15 protein-coding genes and 1 tRNA gene are annotated in these 16914 nt (G+C 39.2%); 7 read left to right on the forward strand and 9 right to left on the reverse strand.

The window, feature by feature from the left end; translation table 11 throughout:
• Positions 1-201: 201 nt before the first annotated feature.
• The gene (locus ADHAQ_RS0107005; RefSeq protein WP_026462335.1) at positions 202-912 is read right to left on the reverse strand and encodes a tetratricopeptide repeat protein; all 711 of its coding nucleotides are present in this window, start codon (positions 910-912) and stop codon (positions 202-204) included.
• Positions 913-1012: 100 nt separating this feature from the next.
• Positions 1013-2056 (reverse strand): pyruvate dehydrogenase (acetyl-transferring) E1 component subunit alpha, encoded by a 1044-nt coding sequence (pdhA, locus tag ADHAQ_RS0107010; RefSeq protein WP_026462336.1) that lies wholly within the window; start codon positions 2054-2056, stop codon positions 1013-1015.
• A 64-nt stretch (positions 2057-2120) separates the two neighbouring features.
• Between pdhA and recF the strand changes: the two genes are divergently transcribed.
• The 4 genes from recF to ADHAQ_RS0107030 all read left to right on the forward strand — a co-directional run bounded on the left by recF (position 2121) and on the right by ADHAQ_RS0107030 (position 7469).
• Positions 2121-3224 (forward strand): DNA replication/repair protein RecF, encoded by a 1104-nt coding sequence (gene recF, locus ADHAQ_RS0107015; protein WP_026462337.1) that lies wholly within the window; start codon positions 2121-2123, stop codon positions 3222-3224.
• Between the two features lie 250 nt (positions 3225-3474).
• Positions 3475-3798 carry a DciA family protein gene (locus ADHAQ_RS0107020; RefSeq protein WP_026462338.1) on the forward strand — a complete coding sequence of 108 codons (324 nt, stop codon included), beginning with the start codon at positions 3475-3477 and terminating at the stop codon, positions 3796-3798.
• Between the two features lie 79 nt (positions 3799-3877).
• Positions 3878-6844: a T9SS type A sorting domain-containing protein gene (locus tag ADHAQ_RS27130; protein WP_051359764.1), complete on the forward strand. Its 2967-nt coding sequence runs from the start codon at positions 3878-3880 to the stop codon at positions 6842-6844.
• A 67-nt stretch (positions 6845-6911) separates the two neighbouring features.
• Complete coding sequence (locus ADHAQ_RS0107030) at positions 6912-7469, forward strand: acyl-CoA thioesterase (RefSeq protein WP_026462339.1); 558 nt, start codon at positions 6912-6914, stop codon at positions 7467-7469.
• A gap of 111 nt (positions 7470-7580) precedes the next feature.
• Here ADHAQ_RS0107030 and ADHAQ_RS28025 read toward each other — a convergent pair whose 3' ends face one another.
• Positions 7581-7730: a hypothetical protein gene (locus ADHAQ_RS28025; protein ID WP_157433364.1), complete on the reverse strand. Its 150-nt coding sequence runs from the start codon at positions 7728-7730 to the stop codon at positions 7581-7583.
• 282 nt (positions 7731-8012) lie between these two features.
• Between ADHAQ_RS28025 and ADHAQ_RS0107040 the strand changes: the two genes are divergently transcribed.
• Both ADHAQ_RS0107040 and ADHAQ_RS0107050 read left to right on the forward strand, forming a co-directional pair.
• Positions 8013-9170: a hypothetical protein gene (locus ADHAQ_RS0107040; protein ID WP_051359765.1), complete on the forward strand. Its 1158-nt coding sequence runs from the start codon at positions 8013-8015 to the stop codon at positions 9168-9170.
• A gap of 259 nt (positions 9171-9429) precedes the next feature.
• Positions 9430-9636: a hypothetical protein gene (locus ADHAQ_RS0107050; RefSeq protein ID WP_026462341.1), complete on the forward strand. Its 207-nt coding sequence runs from the start codon at positions 9430-9432 to the stop codon at positions 9634-9636.
• 73 nt (positions 9637-9709) lie between these two features.
• Here the strand turns inward: ADHAQ_RS0107050 and ADHAQ_RS0107055 are convergent, their stop codons facing one another.
• Positions 9710-9961, reverse strand: a complete 252-nt coding sequence (locus tag ADHAQ_RS0107055) for a hypothetical protein (RefSeq protein ID WP_026462342.1) — start codon at positions 9959-9961, stop codon at positions 9710-9712.
• Positions 9962-10179: 218 nt separating this feature from the next.
• On the opposite strand from ADHAQ_RS0107055, the gene ADHAQ_RS0107060 reads away from it, so the two are divergent.
• On the forward strand, positions 10180-10614 hold the full coding sequence (locus tag ADHAQ_RS0107060; RefSeq protein WP_026462343.1) for a GNAT family N-acetyltransferase: 435 nt from the start codon (positions 10180-10182) through the stop codon (positions 10612-10614).
• A 10-nt stretch (positions 10615-10624) separates the two neighbouring features.
• Here the strand turns inward: ADHAQ_RS0107060 and ADHAQ_RS0107065 are convergent, their stop codons facing one another.
• The 5 genes from ADHAQ_RS0107065 to ADHAQ_RS0107085 all read right to left on the reverse strand — a co-directional run bounded on the left by ADHAQ_RS0107065 (position 10625) and on the right by ADHAQ_RS0107085 (position 16423).
• Positions 10625-12622, reverse strand: coding sequence for a tetratricopeptide repeat-containing sensor histidine kinase (locus tag ADHAQ_RS0107065; protein WP_026462344.1), 1998 nt, complete (start codon positions 12620-12622; stop codon positions 10625-10627).
• Positions 12623-12963: 341 nt separating this feature from the next.
• The gene (locus ADHAQ_RS28030; RefSeq protein ID WP_157433365.1) at positions 12964-13134 is read right to left on the reverse strand and encodes a hypothetical protein; all 171 of its coding nucleotides are present in this window, start codon (positions 13132-13134) and stop codon (positions 12964-12966) included.
• Positions 13135-13615: 481 nt separating this feature from the next.
• On the reverse strand, positions 13616-14245 hold the full coding sequence (locus ADHAQ_RS0107075) for a GDSL-type esterase/lipase family protein (protein ID WP_026462345.1): 630 nt from the start codon (positions 14243-14245) through the stop codon (positions 13616-13618).
• A 247-nt stretch (positions 14246-14492) separates the two neighbouring features.
• Positions 14493-14566 (reverse strand) — tRNA-Pro (locus ADHAQ_RS0107080).
• 72 nt (positions 14567-14638) lie between these two features.
• The gene (locus ADHAQ_RS0107085; protein ID WP_026462346.1) at positions 14639-16423 is read right to left on the reverse strand and encodes an ABC transporter ATP-binding protein; all 1785 of its coding nucleotides are present in this window, start codon (positions 16421-16423) and stop codon (positions 14639-14641) included.
• Between the last annotated feature and the right edge of the window lie 491 nt (positions 16424-16914).

Consider the following 16914-nt stretch of genomic DNA (forward strand, 5'->3'; position numbering starts at 1 on the left):
TCCAGCATAATCAGAATCAACTACAAATATAGGTTTCTTTTGTACGAAGTAACGTCATCCGGCAGGCCATATTCTCCTAAATTATCCTATTGCTCCAGCAGAAAACTTACGATTCCTGTTTAAAAGTATTGATTATCCTAAAAACAAGAAGGAGCTCCTGTAGCAACAGGAGCTCCTTCTTGTTATAGTATTTTAATGTTATTATTTGCCACTAGCTAATAATTCAGCGCGAGCTTTATATTTTTTAGCATCAGCCACTTCCGGAGCATTTACATACTTTTCCACAATAGTATTGTAGGCCTCAACTGCTGATTTATAATCATTATTTTCTTCGTAAGCTAAACCCGCTTTTAACAGGTACTGTGGTGAGAAGAACTCATTTGCTTTGTAATCAGCTGCTTTCATGTATAATTCTGCAGCCTCTGCTTTTTTACCTAATTCCAGGTTAGCATCGCCTTGCAAAGCGTAAGCACGCCCCTGTAGAATTAAGTCGTCAGATTTATAGTCTTCCAGGTAATTTAAAGCTTCCTGGTATTTTCCTTGTTTCAAGTAAGAAACACCGGCATAAAACTTAGCTAAATTCCCTGCTTTGGTACTGCCGTATTCATCAGCAATAGCCACTAATCCGTCGTGCTGGCCATCACCTTTCAAAGCTTTACTCAGAGAATCAGCCTCGAAATAATAAACCGCCTGGTACATAGCGGCCTGTGCATCTTTTTCCTGTCCGCTGCGGTAGTTATAAAATAAGAATGCCCCTACAATGGCCGCCGCAACTGCTGCGAAAAGCCCTAACAGCACGTTTTTGTTTTTCTTCACGAAATCTTCTGACCCGTGCGTTAAGCGATCTGCTAATACTTCTGGGTTCTCCAGCAGCTCTAAATCGCTTTCTCTTTTAGTGATATTCTTTGCCATGAAAATTAATTAAGCAACAAAAATAAAGAATCAGGATAAGAACCTCAAAACAAGTTGCTTAATTCCTGATTCTTTAAAAAAATTTTATAAAGATATTAAATTAATCCTGAACGTAAGGATAATCTTCCTGCACATAGATATCTTTGAACAACTCATCTGCCGTAGGATATGGTGAGTTTTCTGCAAATTCTACTGACTCATTTACCTGCTCTTTGATTTTAGCATCAATAGCGGCCAACTCCTCTTCCGTAGCAAAATTATTTTCCATGATAGACTGACGCACATCTTCAATCGGATCCTGGTTGCGGTACTCTTCTAATTCTTCTTTGGTCCGGTATTTGGCCGGATCAGACATGGAGTGACCTTTATAGCGGTAAGTTTTAAATTCTAATAAGGTTGGACCTTCACCGGCACGGGCACGCTCAGCAGCACGGGCTACGGCATTATGAATATCTTCTACCTTCATGCCATTTACCGGCTCCGAAGGCATCTCGTAAGAAAGGCCTAATTTATATAGTTCGGTTACATTTGAGCTTCGTTTTACGGAAGTACCCATAGCATAACCATTATTTTCAATTACAAATATTACCGGTAATTTCCACAACATAGCCATGTTGAAGGTTTCGTGCAACGCTCCTTGACGTACTGCACCATCACCCATAAAGCAAATACACAAGTTGCCGGTTTTATTATATTTTTCAGCAAAGGCTAAGCCCGCTCCTAATGGAACCTGACCACCTACAATACCGTGGCCACCCACAAAATTTACTGCTTTATCAAAGATGTGCATCGAACCACCCTTGCCTTTAGAACAACCGGTAGCTTTGGCAAATAATTCTGCCATGACAGCATTAGGCGAAGTTCCTAAAGCCAGTGGTTGCGCGTGGTCACGGTAAGCAGTTATCCATTTATCGTCTTTGGTAAGAGCAGTAACAGCACCTGCCACACACGCTTCCTGACCAATATATAAATGGCAAAAGCCTTTAATTTTCTGTTGCCCGTACAACTGACCAGCTTTCTCTTCGAACTTACGCATCATCTGCATCATTTCGTACCAGCGCAAGTAAGTCTCTTTTGAGAATTGTCCCTCTGCGCTTACCTTTGCGGCATTAGCTGCTTTGGGCTTATCTTTCGTAATTGCCATAAGTTTATGTTCCCAATTCTATTTTGTGTGCGAAATTAATTAAAATTCTTATAGAAAGAAATTAATGATCCTCGAAAATATAAGTTTACTGTATTTTAAAAACTACGAAGAAGCGGATATTAATTTCTCTCCTCATATTAATTGCTTTATTGGCGATAACGGCAGCGGCAAAACCAATTTGTTAGATGCCATTTATTACCTTTCTATGAGCAAAAGTGCATTTACTTCTTCTGACTTGCAAAATATTAAACAAGGAGAAGAATATTTTATGGTTCGCGGCCGCTTTACAGCCCCCAATCATAAAGATGTCATCCAATGCACTTTCCGGACTGGCCAAAAAAAAATAATCACCCATAATAAAACTCCTTACGAAAAAGTAAGTGAGCATATTGGCCGCTATCCGGTAGTTTTAATTTCACCATATGATACAGATCTTATTCGGGAGGGCAGCGAAGACCGCCGAAAGTATTTTGATAGTTTACTTTCCCAGTTAGATCATGATTACCTGGAAAACCTCATCCAGTATAACTATATTCTTAAACAACGCAATTCGCAGCTAAAACAATTTGCTGACCGGAATTATTTTGACCGGGATTACCTGCAGATATTAGACGAGCAGTTAGTTCCGTTAGGTGAAAGCATTGCCCAGGTACGGCAGCAGTTTCTGGCCAAGTTTGTACCTATGTTTCAGAAGCACTACCAACACCTGACCGATAGCCGCGAGTTTGTAAACCTGCAGTACAAAAGCCAGCTGCCTAATGCTAATTTTGCTTTACTATTAGAACAAGCGCAACGTAAAGATTTAGTACTACAGCGCACTACGGTTGGTCCGCATAAAGATGATTTTGTTTTCTTGATGGATGAATGGCTTATAAAACAATATGGTTCTCAGGGACAGCAGAAATCTTTTGTGATTGCTCTTAAGCTTGCACATTTTGAAATTGTAGCACAATATAAAGGTCAAAAACCATTGCTACTGTTGGATGATATTTTTGACCGGCTGGATGAAAAGCGCATTACAAAATTGATGCAGTTAGTAGCTAACCACACTTTCGGCCAGTTATTTATTACTGATTCTCACTTAGAGCGTACCGATAAAATTGTAGCCGGTTTATCTGAACATATCAGCAGGTTTCAAGTGAATAACGGCCAGGTTAAATCATTCTAATATAGGCCTTGGCATCAGGTAATTAAACAAGACAAAATCCGATACCGTGGTAAACGCTTCTATATCTACCTATTAAGTAATTCGTGGCATTATAAGAAATAACCATTTTAAATTTTTGTATTTCTATAAGTTTACGTATTTCCTTCTATCCACATATCCACCGTTGATAAGTAGTTAATTACTATCCTTTATTTGCGCTTACATTTGTGCTTATAATTCGTATCTAACTAAAATCAAAATCTAACATCCGGTGGCTTTTACTCCTTATCAATCTAAATATACTACCCGAAAAGCCGATATTCAGCCGGTAAAAGAAAGCATTCAAGATCTGCTGAGAGTATACCGCCTGCAAGGTAAAATTACTCAGACTCAGGTTATTCAAGGCTGGGAAGGAATAATGGGAAGAGGCATCGCTTTAAAAACAAAAGAACTCTACTTTAAAGACCAGAAATTATTTGTTACCCTTACCTCCGCCCCACTTAAACACGAACTTAATATGTCCAAGAGTAAGGTAATTGATCTGATCAATCAAAAAGTAGGACAAGATTACATTAAAGAAATTGTATTTTTATAATATATTATATTGATATATAGCCATTATTTGGTAATATATTTTCTGTAATCTAAATTGGTTGCACTGGCAATTAATTTAAATGTATTTGAGATTTTTTTTACGCACCTTTACCCTTCTTTTACTAAATCTGTTCTTTTTTAGAGGCTTAGCTCAAACCGGCAGTTGGAATCCTACCGGAGCCGATTTAAGTTATCCACGTGTTTTATTGAAGGCTCATGAGGTCGCTGCAGTACAAACCAACTTAACAAACCCAGACCGGCAAGATATTTACACCGGCCTTTATAACAGCGTCAGCTTTTCGCTGCCCAATGCCCCAGGCTCCGATCATAACTCCCGCAGAATTCATGCTACCTTGGCCAAAAATACTGCCTTTGTGCTACTCATGAACCGCAAGCCAAATGGAAGCCTTTTAACAGAAGATGAAAAAGCTACTTTAAGGACAAATGTCCGGGTGATGCTGGAGCAGATTAACACTTCAGTAGAATCTGCTTTCTCTTATAATAACTGGCAATGGACATCTAAAGAACTAATAGATTACATGATTGCTTATGATTTATTACGAGGTACTGGCGAGTCTGATGCCACGCTAAGTATTGGCAAAACTAAACTCCAAGAATTTGCTGGTAACCTCTATAGCCAGGCAATAAGTTACAGCTACTACTTTTTCGGTTCTGTTAAAAATAATCATGCTTTAATGACGGCTGCCGCCTTAGGCCTCTCGGCGGTTGTACTAAATGATGCAACTAGTTCTACTATTTCGCGCCAGCCTCTAAACTGGATAAATGTAGGCTTAACTCAGGTAGATAACTTACTTTGGCGAGATGGCCGCCGCCAATCCGACTCTACCACTGTAGCCGGTTATGCCGAGGGCCCTTATTATTTTAAATATGGTTTTTTAAACTGCCTCCCCTTTTTCCGGGCAATGGGCAACTTTTTACCTAACGATACTAAATACCGCGCTTACTTCTACAATGGCACTACCCGCCGGAGCATCCGGAACCCTTTTTACGACCCTAAATACGACCGTCTGTACCAATGGATAACCAATATTAGTATGCCCGATGGCCGGTTTCCTGCTCTGGAAGATTCTTATATAGATATGGGTATGCCCGAACTGGCCATGACCGGGAAAAGCCAATACGTAATACCACTTTCCTTGCAAAATCTGGCTGACAACCAACTTAACTCGCTGCATGCGCAACTGCGGGACGCCACCGTCGACATGCGGGCTGCCTATTTAGCCGCTAACATAATGCCCTCCTGGCCAAATAATAACCTCCTTACGGCGCTTCCCAACAGTGGAAATTTAATTTTTCGGTCAGGCAATGATAACTTAGCCAGCTACTTGCATATGAATGGTAAAAACGGACTGGCACTTACTAACAGCGGAGGTCACAATCACGGGGATGCCAGTAGTTTTATTATCCATGCCAAAGGTCAGTTATTAGCCTTAGATGCTGGCTACCTGAGTTACAGTAAGCGGGCTGACCTAGGTCAGCCGACCAATCATAACTTGATTCTGGTGAATGGCAACGGTCCGGCTATTGGCACTACTGGTAGTGCTAATGATGCGCAGGCTTATATTGAGAAAAGTTTTAGTTCAGACCATTTAGATTATGGCGAGGTACGAACAAATTACCTGAACAGCAACATTACCCGCAAAACGTTATTTGTCCGGAAAACTTATTTCCTAATTGCTGATTTTGTTTCGGCTACAGATGGAATAGCCAAAGATTTTACCTGGCAATTACATGGCTATGGTTTGGAAAACGGGAGTAACAATACCGGCACATTTACTAACAGCCTAACCAGCCACGAGGGCACCTGGCATAAAAATAGCGTAAACTTAAAAGCTCACGTAACGGCTACTAATGGCGCTATCTCTTATAATACCGCTATTAAACCACACGAAATAACTTATAATGTAACAGAAAACCATACTACGCTCCTAGCCCAGACAAACGCTGTTACGTCTACTCAATTTTTGTCAGCTTTATACCCGTATACCTCCAATAAAATAGCCTTTTCTACTACTTCTAACACTGGCACGGCTGCATTAGCGGCCTCCGAAACAAACTATACTGATGTTGCCTGGGCTAAAACAGAAGCTACTACCAATTTTGTTACAGACAACAGTGGTAAGTTGCCTCAGGCCGTTGGGTCAGATGCTTATTTTACTTTTGTATCTTATGATAACAATACCGCTGATTTAGCGCAGGTATTTCTGGAAGAAGGAAAAATAGCCAAGTACGGCAACACTACCATTGTACAATCTTCGGAGCGGGCCACCCTTAGCTTTGAAAAAGTAGAGGGGAGCAATTACGAAGGATATGTAAGCCGACAAACAAATTTAATCTTACACTTACCCAATGCACCAGCTTCGGTAACCGGCACTGGCGTAACCAGTTATGCTTATAATACTGAAAGCCATTCTTTAACAATTGCTTTTTCAGGTCCATCAGCATTTACTGTATTTAACCAACCACCAGCATACAACACTTTGCCAGTTACGCTGCTAGCATTTAAAGGCAAACGTCAGTCTAAACAGGTAAACCTAACCTGGATTACCGCCAGCGAATACAACAATAAAGGCTTTATTGTTTTAAGACAAACCAGCCCCGGCGGCACTTTTGAGGAGGTAGGATTTGTAAAAGGACAGGGTAACGCCAATGTAAAAAATACTTATCAGTTTACTGACTATACCGCACCAGCTCAGGCCTGTTATTATAAATTAAAACAGGTAGATATAGATGGTAACTTTGTGTTTTCACCGCTTTCAGCAGTTAGTGCACAAAAAGCAGAACCTAAATTAATGATAAGCCCCAATCCGGCTAGCAATTATTTAAACTTATATTTTGCTGATGCGGCAACTGAAGTTATGGTGCAAATACGCACGGCAGACGGCAAGCTTGTAAAACAACAATTATTTACAGTTCAAACCGTATTAAACACAGGCTCGCTAACACCAGGTGTTTACTATATAACTGCCCTGTCTGGAAATGGGCAGGTAATATCTGGAGCACAAAAAATTATTATTACACATTAAAACCGATCTGAAATTGGGCAGTTCCTGACTTCCTGTTATATTCGCCAACAACAAAGTACTTTAAATTATGCTATTGCCTGATTACCGGCCGGTTTCTTATTCCCGCACTACCCTTACGGAATTAATGATTCCGAGCTACGCCAACTTTGGAGGCAAAATACACGGCGGTATTTTATTGTCGCTCATGGATAAAGTGGCCTATACTTGTGCCGCCAAACATGCCGGCAATTATTGTGTTACGGTAACTGTTGATGGGGTTAACTTTTTACAGCCTGTGGAGGTGGGCGAATTGGTTTCTTTAATGGCATCCGTAAATTATGTAGGACGCACCTCTTTGGTAGTTGGCATTAAAGTTATTGCTGAAAATATTAAAACCGGTACCGTAAAACATACCAATACGTCTTATTTTACCATGGTAGCTAAAGACGAAAATGGCAAACCAACTCCAGTACCGGGATTGATATTAGAATCAAGAAATCAGGTACGTCGCTTTTTGGAAGCTATCAGACGGAAAGAAATAAAAGCCGCCTTTCAGCAAAACTTTGACCATGCCAAAACTAACCTTACTATAGAACAAGAAGTAACCAGATTGGAAGGTGAGCGATGCCAGATTGCTTATAAATAGGCAAAACCCCGAAGCTACTTTAATTTTCTAGCCTTTTCCAGATTTCTGTCTCCAGTTAGTTGCCTACAAACAATATGTAAATGTTTATATTACCAGCTTTAAGCTGTAGAACTATGGCATACCCAATCCTAAAACTGCTAAACCACCTGCTACTTCTTCGTAGGCTGGCTCCAGTACAGTAGTTACTATAAGGTAAAGCCACTTGGCCACAACAAGAGTTAAGGGTATTTGGGGAGGTAGGGTAACAACTTGTAAAATCAAAGGAAAAATAAGCTTAACAGGCAATACGGGTGAGTGACCTAACACATATATAAACCATGTACCAAAAGCGATCTTCCATTTTATCTTAACCTATTATTTTCTAATTATATAGATAATTGACATGTAATCAATTAACAATTTTTTTTCTATGAAAGTATTATTCATATCAAATAAAATATTACAACTGCCGCATCGAACCTAGTGAAGTATTTAGGTGTTCATTTACCATCAGTCAGAAAATATTTAATTATCAACGCTGACTATTTTGAATGAATCAAACCCATGCTACATACTATTTTTAAGAACGGCCAGGTTAACCTAAATGCCATTCTGATTTTTAATAAAACCCGACGTTGGAGCGCCTTATTGCTTACCCTGCTGTTGCTGGGAGCTGGTCGTTTGCCAGACACTAAACTGGAGCCGATTACGCTACAACCCACCACCGTAAATTTTACGCCGAAAGAATTTTACATAGCCAGTATCATTGATGAACGCCAGAACCGGAAAGCAGTAGGGTATTTAGTTCCTCTAACAACTAATTTAGCTCAGGCAGCTTCGGCCAGTCCGGTAGATTTACAGGGAGGTGGCCTAAATGCCATTAAACAGTTTGTGAACCAAAGTTTACCGCGTAATTCAAAATTGCGGCCTATTACCATCCGGCTAAAAGAATGTAAAATAACAGAAACACCGGGTACCACCGGCCGGGTAGATGGCCAGGTAGTGGTTGCCATGGCTTTTTATTATACCCGGATAGATGGAAAAACTATAAAATTAGAAGAATATCGCGGTGGTGCCCGCTATAGCCGTATTCCAACACAGCATACGGTAGTGGAACCCGCCTTGCGCCAATCTTTAGTAGAAGCTTTACGCTACCTGCATACCTGGATGGACCGGGAAGCAAACCGAAACGATAAATTAGCGAAAGGTATAAAAGTTAATATTACTGATTTCACCTATAATACAGATAATGACACTGTTTTTTATACCGTGAAACGACCTTTGAACTGGAGCGATTTTCAGGCTTCACCCAGAGCCAATCAGTTTGCAGCAGCCGTGTTTCCAAGCTTTGCTTATGAAGGAGGCAGCGATGTAGAAAACGGTATTATCCAGGTTAATTTAAAAATGAAAGTTTATGTACTGAAAAGCTCTTCCTGGGTAAGAGCTCCCGCCAAAGACGATTACACGCTAAACCATGAACAACGCCACTTTGATATAGTGAAGATAATTGCCGAAAGATTTAAGCGCAAAGTTCAGCCAGATAGCCTAAACCTGGAAGATTACAACAGCATTATCCAGTATAAGTATATTGAATCGTTCCGGGAAATGAATAAACTGCAGGATAAATACGATGGGGAAACCCAACATGGAACCAACCACATGGCTCAGGAAGTCTGGAACAACCGCATCGATGCAGATTTGAAAAAGTACGGCATTAAGTAAAATATTTTCCTATAACAGCAACTCTTCGTTTTACCTGCACCTGAAATTCAGATAATAAAAAACAGCGGCCTAACTGCTTTAAGCAGTTAGGCCGCTGTTTTTGTTTTCCACACATTAGCCAATTATAAAGGTTTTATAGGATTAAATACTGAATTTTACTACCCCTGATAAATTACCTTCTTTTTTCTAAACCTTTAGAAATCAACTCCAGTAAAACCCTCTCCAACAATCTATTTGTCAACTAATTAAATACACTTCTATGAAAAACTTTTTTGATTACGATATTAACAATCCCGATGAAAGTAAGGAGCAGCTTCAACAATATCCGGAGCTTTCTAAGTTTTACATTGCCTTAAGTGAAGAGCTCTCACAGGATGAATTTGAAAATTTTTATGAAGCCGAAAAACAATCTTTTTATTCCGTTACTCAACCTTCCAATAATCATAAATCAAAATGGATTCGATAACTGCTTTCTGCAATAAATAAAAAGGGTAAACAATAAAACTGTTTACCCTTTTTATTTATTGCACTACTGTCTATCAATCCTCCCGCACAAACGGATGTTTATACGCCAAGGCTTCTGATTCTGGTATAATTTCATACGTATTTAGCATATGGGTGGCAATACCTGAATTAGTTCCTTTCACAAATACTCCTTCCGGCGACCGATAAATAGCATAATTATGCCGTCCAAAAGGGAACAGGTTATTACTCCGCAGTTCCTTGCCTTTCGTTAAATCTATTTGCTGGTTATCTTGCGTGGTAATGATAAATTTATTTTTATCGGACATGTCATTTATATAAAGGTTGATTGCAGAAAGGTACGACTTTACAAAAAAAGAACTTACGTCATCTCTGCTCAAAATTTTAACAGCTTCCTTATCCAGATAGAAAAAGAATTTATTTATTAAAAAATTGTCCTCAACTACAAGAAAGCAAATAGCGTTACAGCTACAAACAGTATGTGTGCAAAGGCAATCTAAATAATTTAATTTCAGTATAACGACCTATGTTCTTCCGCGAAGCAAAAATAGAGGATATTGAAAAAATGCACCAGGTCCGAACATCGGTGCAGGAAAATAAATTAGTACATCCTGGTCAAATTACGCCCGACGATTACAAAGAAATGTTAACTAAACGAGGTAAAGGTTGGGTTTGTGAAGTAGAGGATGATATACTAGGTTTTGCTATTGTAGATTTACAGAAAGCCCATGTTTGGGCTTTATTTGTTCGACCTGCCGAAGAGGGCAACTTTATTGGGCGTATGCTCCACGACATGATGACCACCTGGTGTTTTGCCCGGGATATACCAAAGCTTTGGCTAACTACTTCGCCGGGTACCCGGGCCGAAAAATTTTATGTAAAAGCTGGCTGGCGGCAAACCGGCATGGAGCCCAATGGCGAAATCAGGTTTGAATTAGAAAATAATTTAGAACTGTATTAGCGCCTATTGTTTAGGTTACCAGCGCTTTTTCTTTATCCTGGAGCATAAGCAAAGCCGGATTAGGTAATAATATGGTAAAAGAACTGCCGCTTCCTTCTTCACTTGCCACAATAATTTGCCCGTGCAGGCTTTCCAGCATTTCTTTACAAAGTTTTAGCCCCAACCCAGAGCCTTTTTCTTTTTGAGTACCTAAAGTAGTAAACCTTTCTTCGGCGAATAATTTAGGTAAGTTTTTAACCGCTATTCCTTTTCCTTTATCTTCTACCGCAATAGCCAGGTATTCTTCATCCTCTTTGGCTTCAATTTTAATGTAGCCCCCGGCAGAAGAAAACTTCATGGCATTCTGTATTAAATTGCGCAGCACAAAATTTAATCGTTCCTTATCCGTAAGAACTATCAGGTTATCCGGAACCTGGTTAATAAGTTCTAACTGCTTCTGATCCGATAACTGGCTTATTAATTGCAAATTATCTGCTACTAAACGTCGTAAGCTGGTTGGCTCCAGATTCACTTTGGATTCGGCTAACTGCGCTTTAGACCACACCAGCAAATTATTTAGCATATTAATAGAAGCATTTACATCTTTGCTTAACAAAAGGAAAATATGTTGAATTTCTTCAGTGGACAGGTTTTTTGCCTGCACCATATCCAGTATTCCTTTAACTGTTCCGAATGGCGCTCGCAGATCGTGCGAAATAATAGAGAAAATTTTATTTTTAAACAGGTTATGCTGCTCCAGTTGCTGGTTCTGTTCTTTTAAAACTATTGCCTGCGCCGACAACTCCTTTTGCTGGTTCGTAATTTCAGCGTGCTGTACCTGTAATTGCTCATTTGCATCCAGCAAATGCTGATTAATGGCTTTTATGTTTCTTCTGCTTCTGATTAACTCTATCACTAAAATCAGCAGCATAACTAAAAGAAGTATCGCTCCAGCCAGAACAATATTTTTATGGGTAATTTCCTGTTGCTGCTTTTCTTTTTCGGCTTTCAGCTTATGATTTTCAAGTTCTTTCCTAGCTGTTTCGTATTTGGCTGTAATTTCCGCGGCTACTTCTTTTTGTTTTAGCAAGTTCAGATTGGCTTCATGCTTATCTAAAACAGTCTGAAATAAAAAGGCCTTTTCATAGTCTTTTTTAGCTACATAAATATCTTTCATCAATTGGGCAGAGGCCACAATCTTCTTTTCCGATCCTGATTCCAGAGCTTGTTCGTAAGCGGCAGTGCCATATTTTAGCGCCTCCTTAGTATTACCTGTAGCCTTATAAATCTGGGCTATACTTTTTAGAGTTGTTACCGGGTTTAACTTATTTTGAATTTGGGCATCCAGTTCCAGCGACTTAAAAAGGTAAGGTAACCCTTTTTCGGGATGGGGAAAGTTTAAGTAAATATTACCAATATTAAGTAAACTAATGGCTAAACTTTTCTTATCATTAAGAGTTTCTTGTATGGCTGCAGCTCGTTTAAAGTAAGCTAAGCCCTTCTTATAGTTGCCCTGCGCCTCATATATATTACCCAGGTTATTATATATTTTACCCTGACCTTGTTTATCGGCCACTTTTTTGGCTAGTTCCAGGCCCACCAGGTAATTCTCTGTCGCCCGGGCCCTATCCTCTATTTTAGTATAGATGTTGCCCAAGCCATTATAAGCTGCTATAATTTGTAGCGTATCGTTTATTTGCTCACTAACCTGCAGCGACTGGTAGTACACTTTAAGGCCCTGATCAAATTCTCCGGCCACTATATGGGCATAACCTAATAAACTTAATGCTTTGGCTTTACCCTGTAAGTAATTATTCTTGGTAGCCAAACTATCGGCTAAAAGCGCATAGGCCTTTCCTTTTTTGGTATCCGATAAATAATATTGCTTACTAAGCAGACAATTCAAATCAACCCGTTGGTTTAGGGAAGTAGCTTTATCTAAAGCAAGGTGAAGGCTATCAATAAGCTGCTTATTTTGTGCTCTTAGGTTAGTACAGGCTACAAAAAGCAGGAGCAGAAACAATCTCATTACAAAGTCAGGCGCAAAGCCATATTATTTAATGGCAACTTCTATTATTCTTTTTCTTTCTGTAAAAATAACGGTGTGGCTATTGCGTGAAAACCTGATTTAAATATATAAAAATTATTATATTCAAAAACACTATTCCTGATAACCAATATATCATTATCTTATAAAAATAATATATTTTAACGTAAACAAATTATCCGGCAAATAATTCAATATTAAATAATTATAAATTGATATTGATTATTGTCTTATAGGAGAATCACAAAGCGGAAGCAAATAAAAAGCCCAGACTAGCCGGGCTTTTTATTATTACTAATTTAAAGTAGTTGTTTTTCTGAGGTTCAATTATCTGAAAATAAGTACAAACCAAAATCCGGTATAATAATGTAAGAATAAAACCGATTTACATCGGGTGCTTTAATTTCTTTATTGTAAAGCACTTTAGCCATTAACTCATTCCGGAGGCGGTTATTAAAACTTAATTCAGCCGGCACTTTAATCTCCTTCTTCATATCTATATCCTTATGACATCTGTTTTAGTCAGGCAGCCTTTCCTTATTCTCCAAGTATATTCCAAAGGATGGTACCTTACCATAGGTTGCCTGTGGAGTTTATACGTGCAGGCAATAACGCAAAACAGTACTTTTATAAGAAGGTAATAGCACTCATAAAATATTTTAGAAGGGTTATAAAGCTAAAATATTGTAACCAACAGCTACTTAGCCCTACCAATTAAATCGAATAAAAACCCGCCTATCTTAAGCTAAACGTTGCATTTATAGATATATGAAAAATGGATTTATTGTCTTTTGTCTCAGGTTTCAGGTTGTTCTACTACCTAACTACTATATAAAACAAGCAGCTAACAAGCTTCAAATTTTTGAATAATATAAAGACTTCTATTTGTTTTAGGAATTCTGCTTATAATTGGCTTACAAAAAACCTGCCCCTATTTAGAAGCAGGTTTACCTGGCTATATATAGAATGAATTAATTATTTTATGGCACCATATACTTCCTGCGCAATAAGAGCAGCCCCCTCTCCTGTTGGGTGGATACCATCCGGCGCTAGGTTATCTTTTCCTAAAAAGGGCGTGTACAAGTCAATAATCTGCACTTTAGCTTTACGGGCAATCTGTTCTATTAAAGCTAATTGCTCGTCTTTTATAACCGCTGGGTTAATCCTGAAATTTACACGATAAGCCGGCATAGGTTTGCAGATGTAAATTTTTGGTTTACTTTTCAGCTTTTTAAAAGATTTTATAAAGGCAACATAATCTTTTTTAAAATCAGCTTTATACTGCCAGTTTTGCGGTTTAGAATCGTTAGTACCTAGTTTTATCACCACAATATCTGGATTCCATTGCAGCACCTGCTGGTACTTAGCTTCTTTCCAATATGGGTAATCGCCTTTCTTTAAAAGGGTGCGACCGCCAACTCCGTAGTTTTTTACTTCATACGCATCCCCTAACAACCGCTGCAAATGATCCGGATATTTTTGACCAGCCTCTATGCCGTGACCTTCGGTAATACTGTTGCCCACACAAGCTACTTTAATTTTATCCTGGGCAAATACAGATAAGTTTACAAGGAGGAAAAAGAATAAAAATACGTGACGCTTCATATTAGTTATTTTCTCTAATTTATTTTTCGAATATAAAGAAGAACCGGAACATTCAGGTAAAATTTCCCGGAAAGACTACATCCTTTATCAGGAGTATTGCTTGCTGGTTATTCTTAGTTCATTAAAGATAAAATGCATCACAACTATCTCAACTCCATTTTATTAAATCCGGCCTTAGCTAACTGCTGGGGCAAAGACTTAAGCAAAAGAAAAAGCCTTTAACTTTTCATTAAAGGCTTTTGTTTAGTCGGGATGGCCGGATTTGAACCGACGACCTCCAGCACCCCATGCTGGCGCGATACCGGGCTACGCTACATCCCGTACAATTTATTAGGGGCTACAAAAATATATAATTTAGGTAAATTCTGAAATATAGGTCATTTAAAATATATCCTATTCCTGGTCTTCGGCCTGTAACTGCTTTTCGTACAAAGCCTTATAAAGTCCCTCCTGCTGTAATAAATTTTCGTGGGTCCCGTGCTGCACCACATCGCCATCATCTAAAACCAGAATATGGTCAGCCAGTTTAGCCGAAGAAACCCGATGTGAAATAATAATCGTGGTACGGTTTTCCATAATGCGCTTCAGGTTATTCAGAATAGCATTCTCCGTTTTGGTATCTACCGCCGAAAGCGAATCATCGAGAATCAGAATACTCGGCTCTTTTACCAGCGCCCGCGCAATGGATACCCGTTGCTTTTGCCCGCCTGACAGCGTTATGCCACGCTCGCCGAGCTTAGTGTCAAACTTTTCTGGGAAGTGCATGATGTTTTCGTACACGTCGGCATCTTTGGCGGCTTGCATCATTTTCTCTTCGCTCATGCTGTCCATACCAAAGCCAATGTTATTCCGAATGGTATCGGAAAACAAAAACACATCCTGCGGCACATAGCCAATCTGGCTGCGTAGCGTAGGAATATCGTAATCGCGCACATCAATGCCATCAACCGTAATAGTACCACTGGTAGCATCGTATAAGCGACACAACAAATTAGCAATGGTGCTTTTCCCGGAGCCTGTATTGCCAATTACGGCCAACGACTCACCGTGCTTTATTTTAAAAGTTAAATTCTTCAGGGCATGTATGCCCGTATCGGGGTAAATAAAATTTACGTCCTTAAATACCACATCACCAGCAATGGTGCTTTTAATATGCTTTTGCGAAACAATATCAGTTTTGGTATTTAAAAATTCATTTATTCGGGCCTGCGAAGCTGCTGCCCGTTGTACCAAACTGGTAGTCCAGCCCAGCGAGGTTACCGGCCAGGTGAGCATATTTACGTAAATAAGGAACTCGGCAATAGTACCTGTAGTAATGCTACCCTCCAGCACTTCTTTTCCGCCAATGTATACAGTAATAATGGTGCTTAACCCAATTAAAAACAAAATAAGCGGGAAAAACAGGGAGTTTACAAAGTTTAGCTCCAGTGATTTGTCTTTGTATTGGTTGCTTGCAATAGTAAAGTTATGTTGCGAATCTTCTTCCCGCACAAACGACTTAATTACTCGAATGCCCGAGAAAGCTTCCTGCACAAAAGTAGTTATACCAGAAAGGCTTTTTTGTATTTGATCAGATTTTCGCTCAATAATATTATTAACGTAGTAAATGCTTACCGAAAGTACCGGGAGCGGCAACAGCGTGTAAAGCGTTAATTCTACATTTACCGAAAACATATAGGGCACCACCATTAAAAACAGCGCTACTAGGTTGATGCCGTACATAATAGCTGGCCCCAGGTACATGCGCACCCGGCTTACATCTTCGGAAATGCGAGCCATTAAATCGCCCGTATTGTTTCTGCGGTAGAAGCTAAGGGGCAGCGTCTGGTAATGATGGTAAATCTCGTTTTTCAGGTCATTTTCAATCAGCCGGCTCATTACAATTATAGTCTGGCGCATGTAAAAGGTAAATACACCCTTCAGCAAAGCCATTACCAAAATAATAATGGCATACACCGTAACGTTACGGGCAAACACATCATAAATTTCCGTTTGCTTATCCAGGCCATCGTATAAATTATGCAGCGTAATCCCTTCTTTCACTAAATCAAAAGCATGGCGTACAATCTGAGCCGGAATAATGGCAAAAATATTGGATAGCACCACAAACAATATACCCAGCAAAAACCGGTATTTGTATTTTAATATGTATTTATTCAGGTAGCTTAATGACTTCACAAAAATTATTTAAAGGTATCCGAACTTAATCAGATCAGAATTAATCTAGTCTTTTGTCCTGATACTGGAATAAAAAAAATAAGTAAACGTGAAAACGGTTTTTTTCAGCATTGGGCATCTCGAAATAAAGCGTTAAATTTGCACCGCTAATTTAGAGCCGCCGTAGAAACGTGGTGCAAAGATATTAAGTAAGTGGTAAGTTTTAAGTTATAAAGGGCAAGTAATAATTATTTGCCCCGACTCAACTAGCATTTACCAGTTTGCATAATAAAGCCTTTGGGTCTTAAATATCTGTAGTTATGCTGCCAATTGCGCTTTCCTGCTCAGAATAGGTAAGAGTTCTAAAAGCCAGCATAACCAAATATCTTTAATTTGGCAGAAAAGTGGATAGTGAGGCAAGTGCCGATTGGAATAAAACATATAAGTAAACATATAAGTAAATATAGAGCACGAGAAATATAAACCTCTGGTCGCTATATTCAGTAATTTAA

The organism is Adhaeribacter aquaticus DSM 16391 (assembly GCF_000473365.1).
GTDB lineage: Bacteria > Bacteroidota > Bacteroidia > Cytophagales > Hymenobacteraceae > Adhaeribacter > Adhaeribacter aquaticus.

Excerpts from the sequence above, each read along its gene's own strand:
- ADHAQ_RS0107040 (WP_051359765.1), top strand. The coding sequence starts at position 8,013 with ATGCTACATACTATTTTTAAGAACGGCCAGGTTAACCTAAATGCCATT.
- pdhA (WP_026462336.1), bottom strand. The coding sequence starts at position 2,056 with ATGGCAATTACGAAAGATAAGCCCAAAGCAGCTAATGCCGCAAAGGTA.
- ADHAQ_RS0107075 (WP_026462345.1), bottom strand. The coding sequence starts at position 14,245 with ATGAAGCGTCACGTATTTTTATTCTTTTTCCTCCTTGTAAACTTATCT.
- ADHAQ_RS0107060 (WP_026462343.1), top strand. The coding sequence starts at position 10,180 with ATGTTCTTCCGCGAAGCAAAAATAGAGGATATTGAAAAAATGCACCAG.
- ADHAQ_RS27130 (WP_051359764.1), top strand. The coding sequence starts at position 3,878 with ATGTATTTGAGATTTTTTTTACGCACCTTTACCCTTCTTTTACTAAAT.
- ADHAQ_RS0107055 (WP_026462342.1), bottom strand. The coding sequence starts at position 9,961 with ATGTCCGATAAAAATAAATTTATCATTACCACGCAAGATAACCAGCAA.
- recF (WP_026462337.1), top strand. The coding sequence starts at position 2,121 with ATGATCCTCGAAAATATAAGTTTACTGTATTTTAAAAACTACGAAGAA.
- ADHAQ_RS28030 (WP_157433365.1), bottom strand. The coding sequence starts at position 13,134 with ATGAAGAAGGAGATTAAAGTGCCGGCTGAATTAAGTTTTAATAACCGC.
- ADHAQ_RS0107065 (WP_026462344.1), bottom strand. The coding sequence starts at position 12,622 with ATGAGATTGTTTCTGCTCCTGCTTTTTGTAGCCTGTACTAACCTAAGA.
- ADHAQ_RS0107030 (WP_026462339.1), top strand. The coding sequence starts at position 6,912 with ATGCTATTGCCTGATTACCGGCCGGTTTCTTATTCCCGCACTACCCTT.
- ADHAQ_RS0107005 (WP_026462335.1), bottom strand. The coding sequence starts at position 912 with ATGGCAAAGAATATCACTAAAAGAGAAAGCGATTTAGAGCTGCTGGAG.
- ADHAQ_RS0107050 (WP_026462341.1), top strand. The coding sequence starts at position 9,430 with ATGAAAAACTTTTTTGATTACGATATTAACAATCCCGATGAAAGTAAG.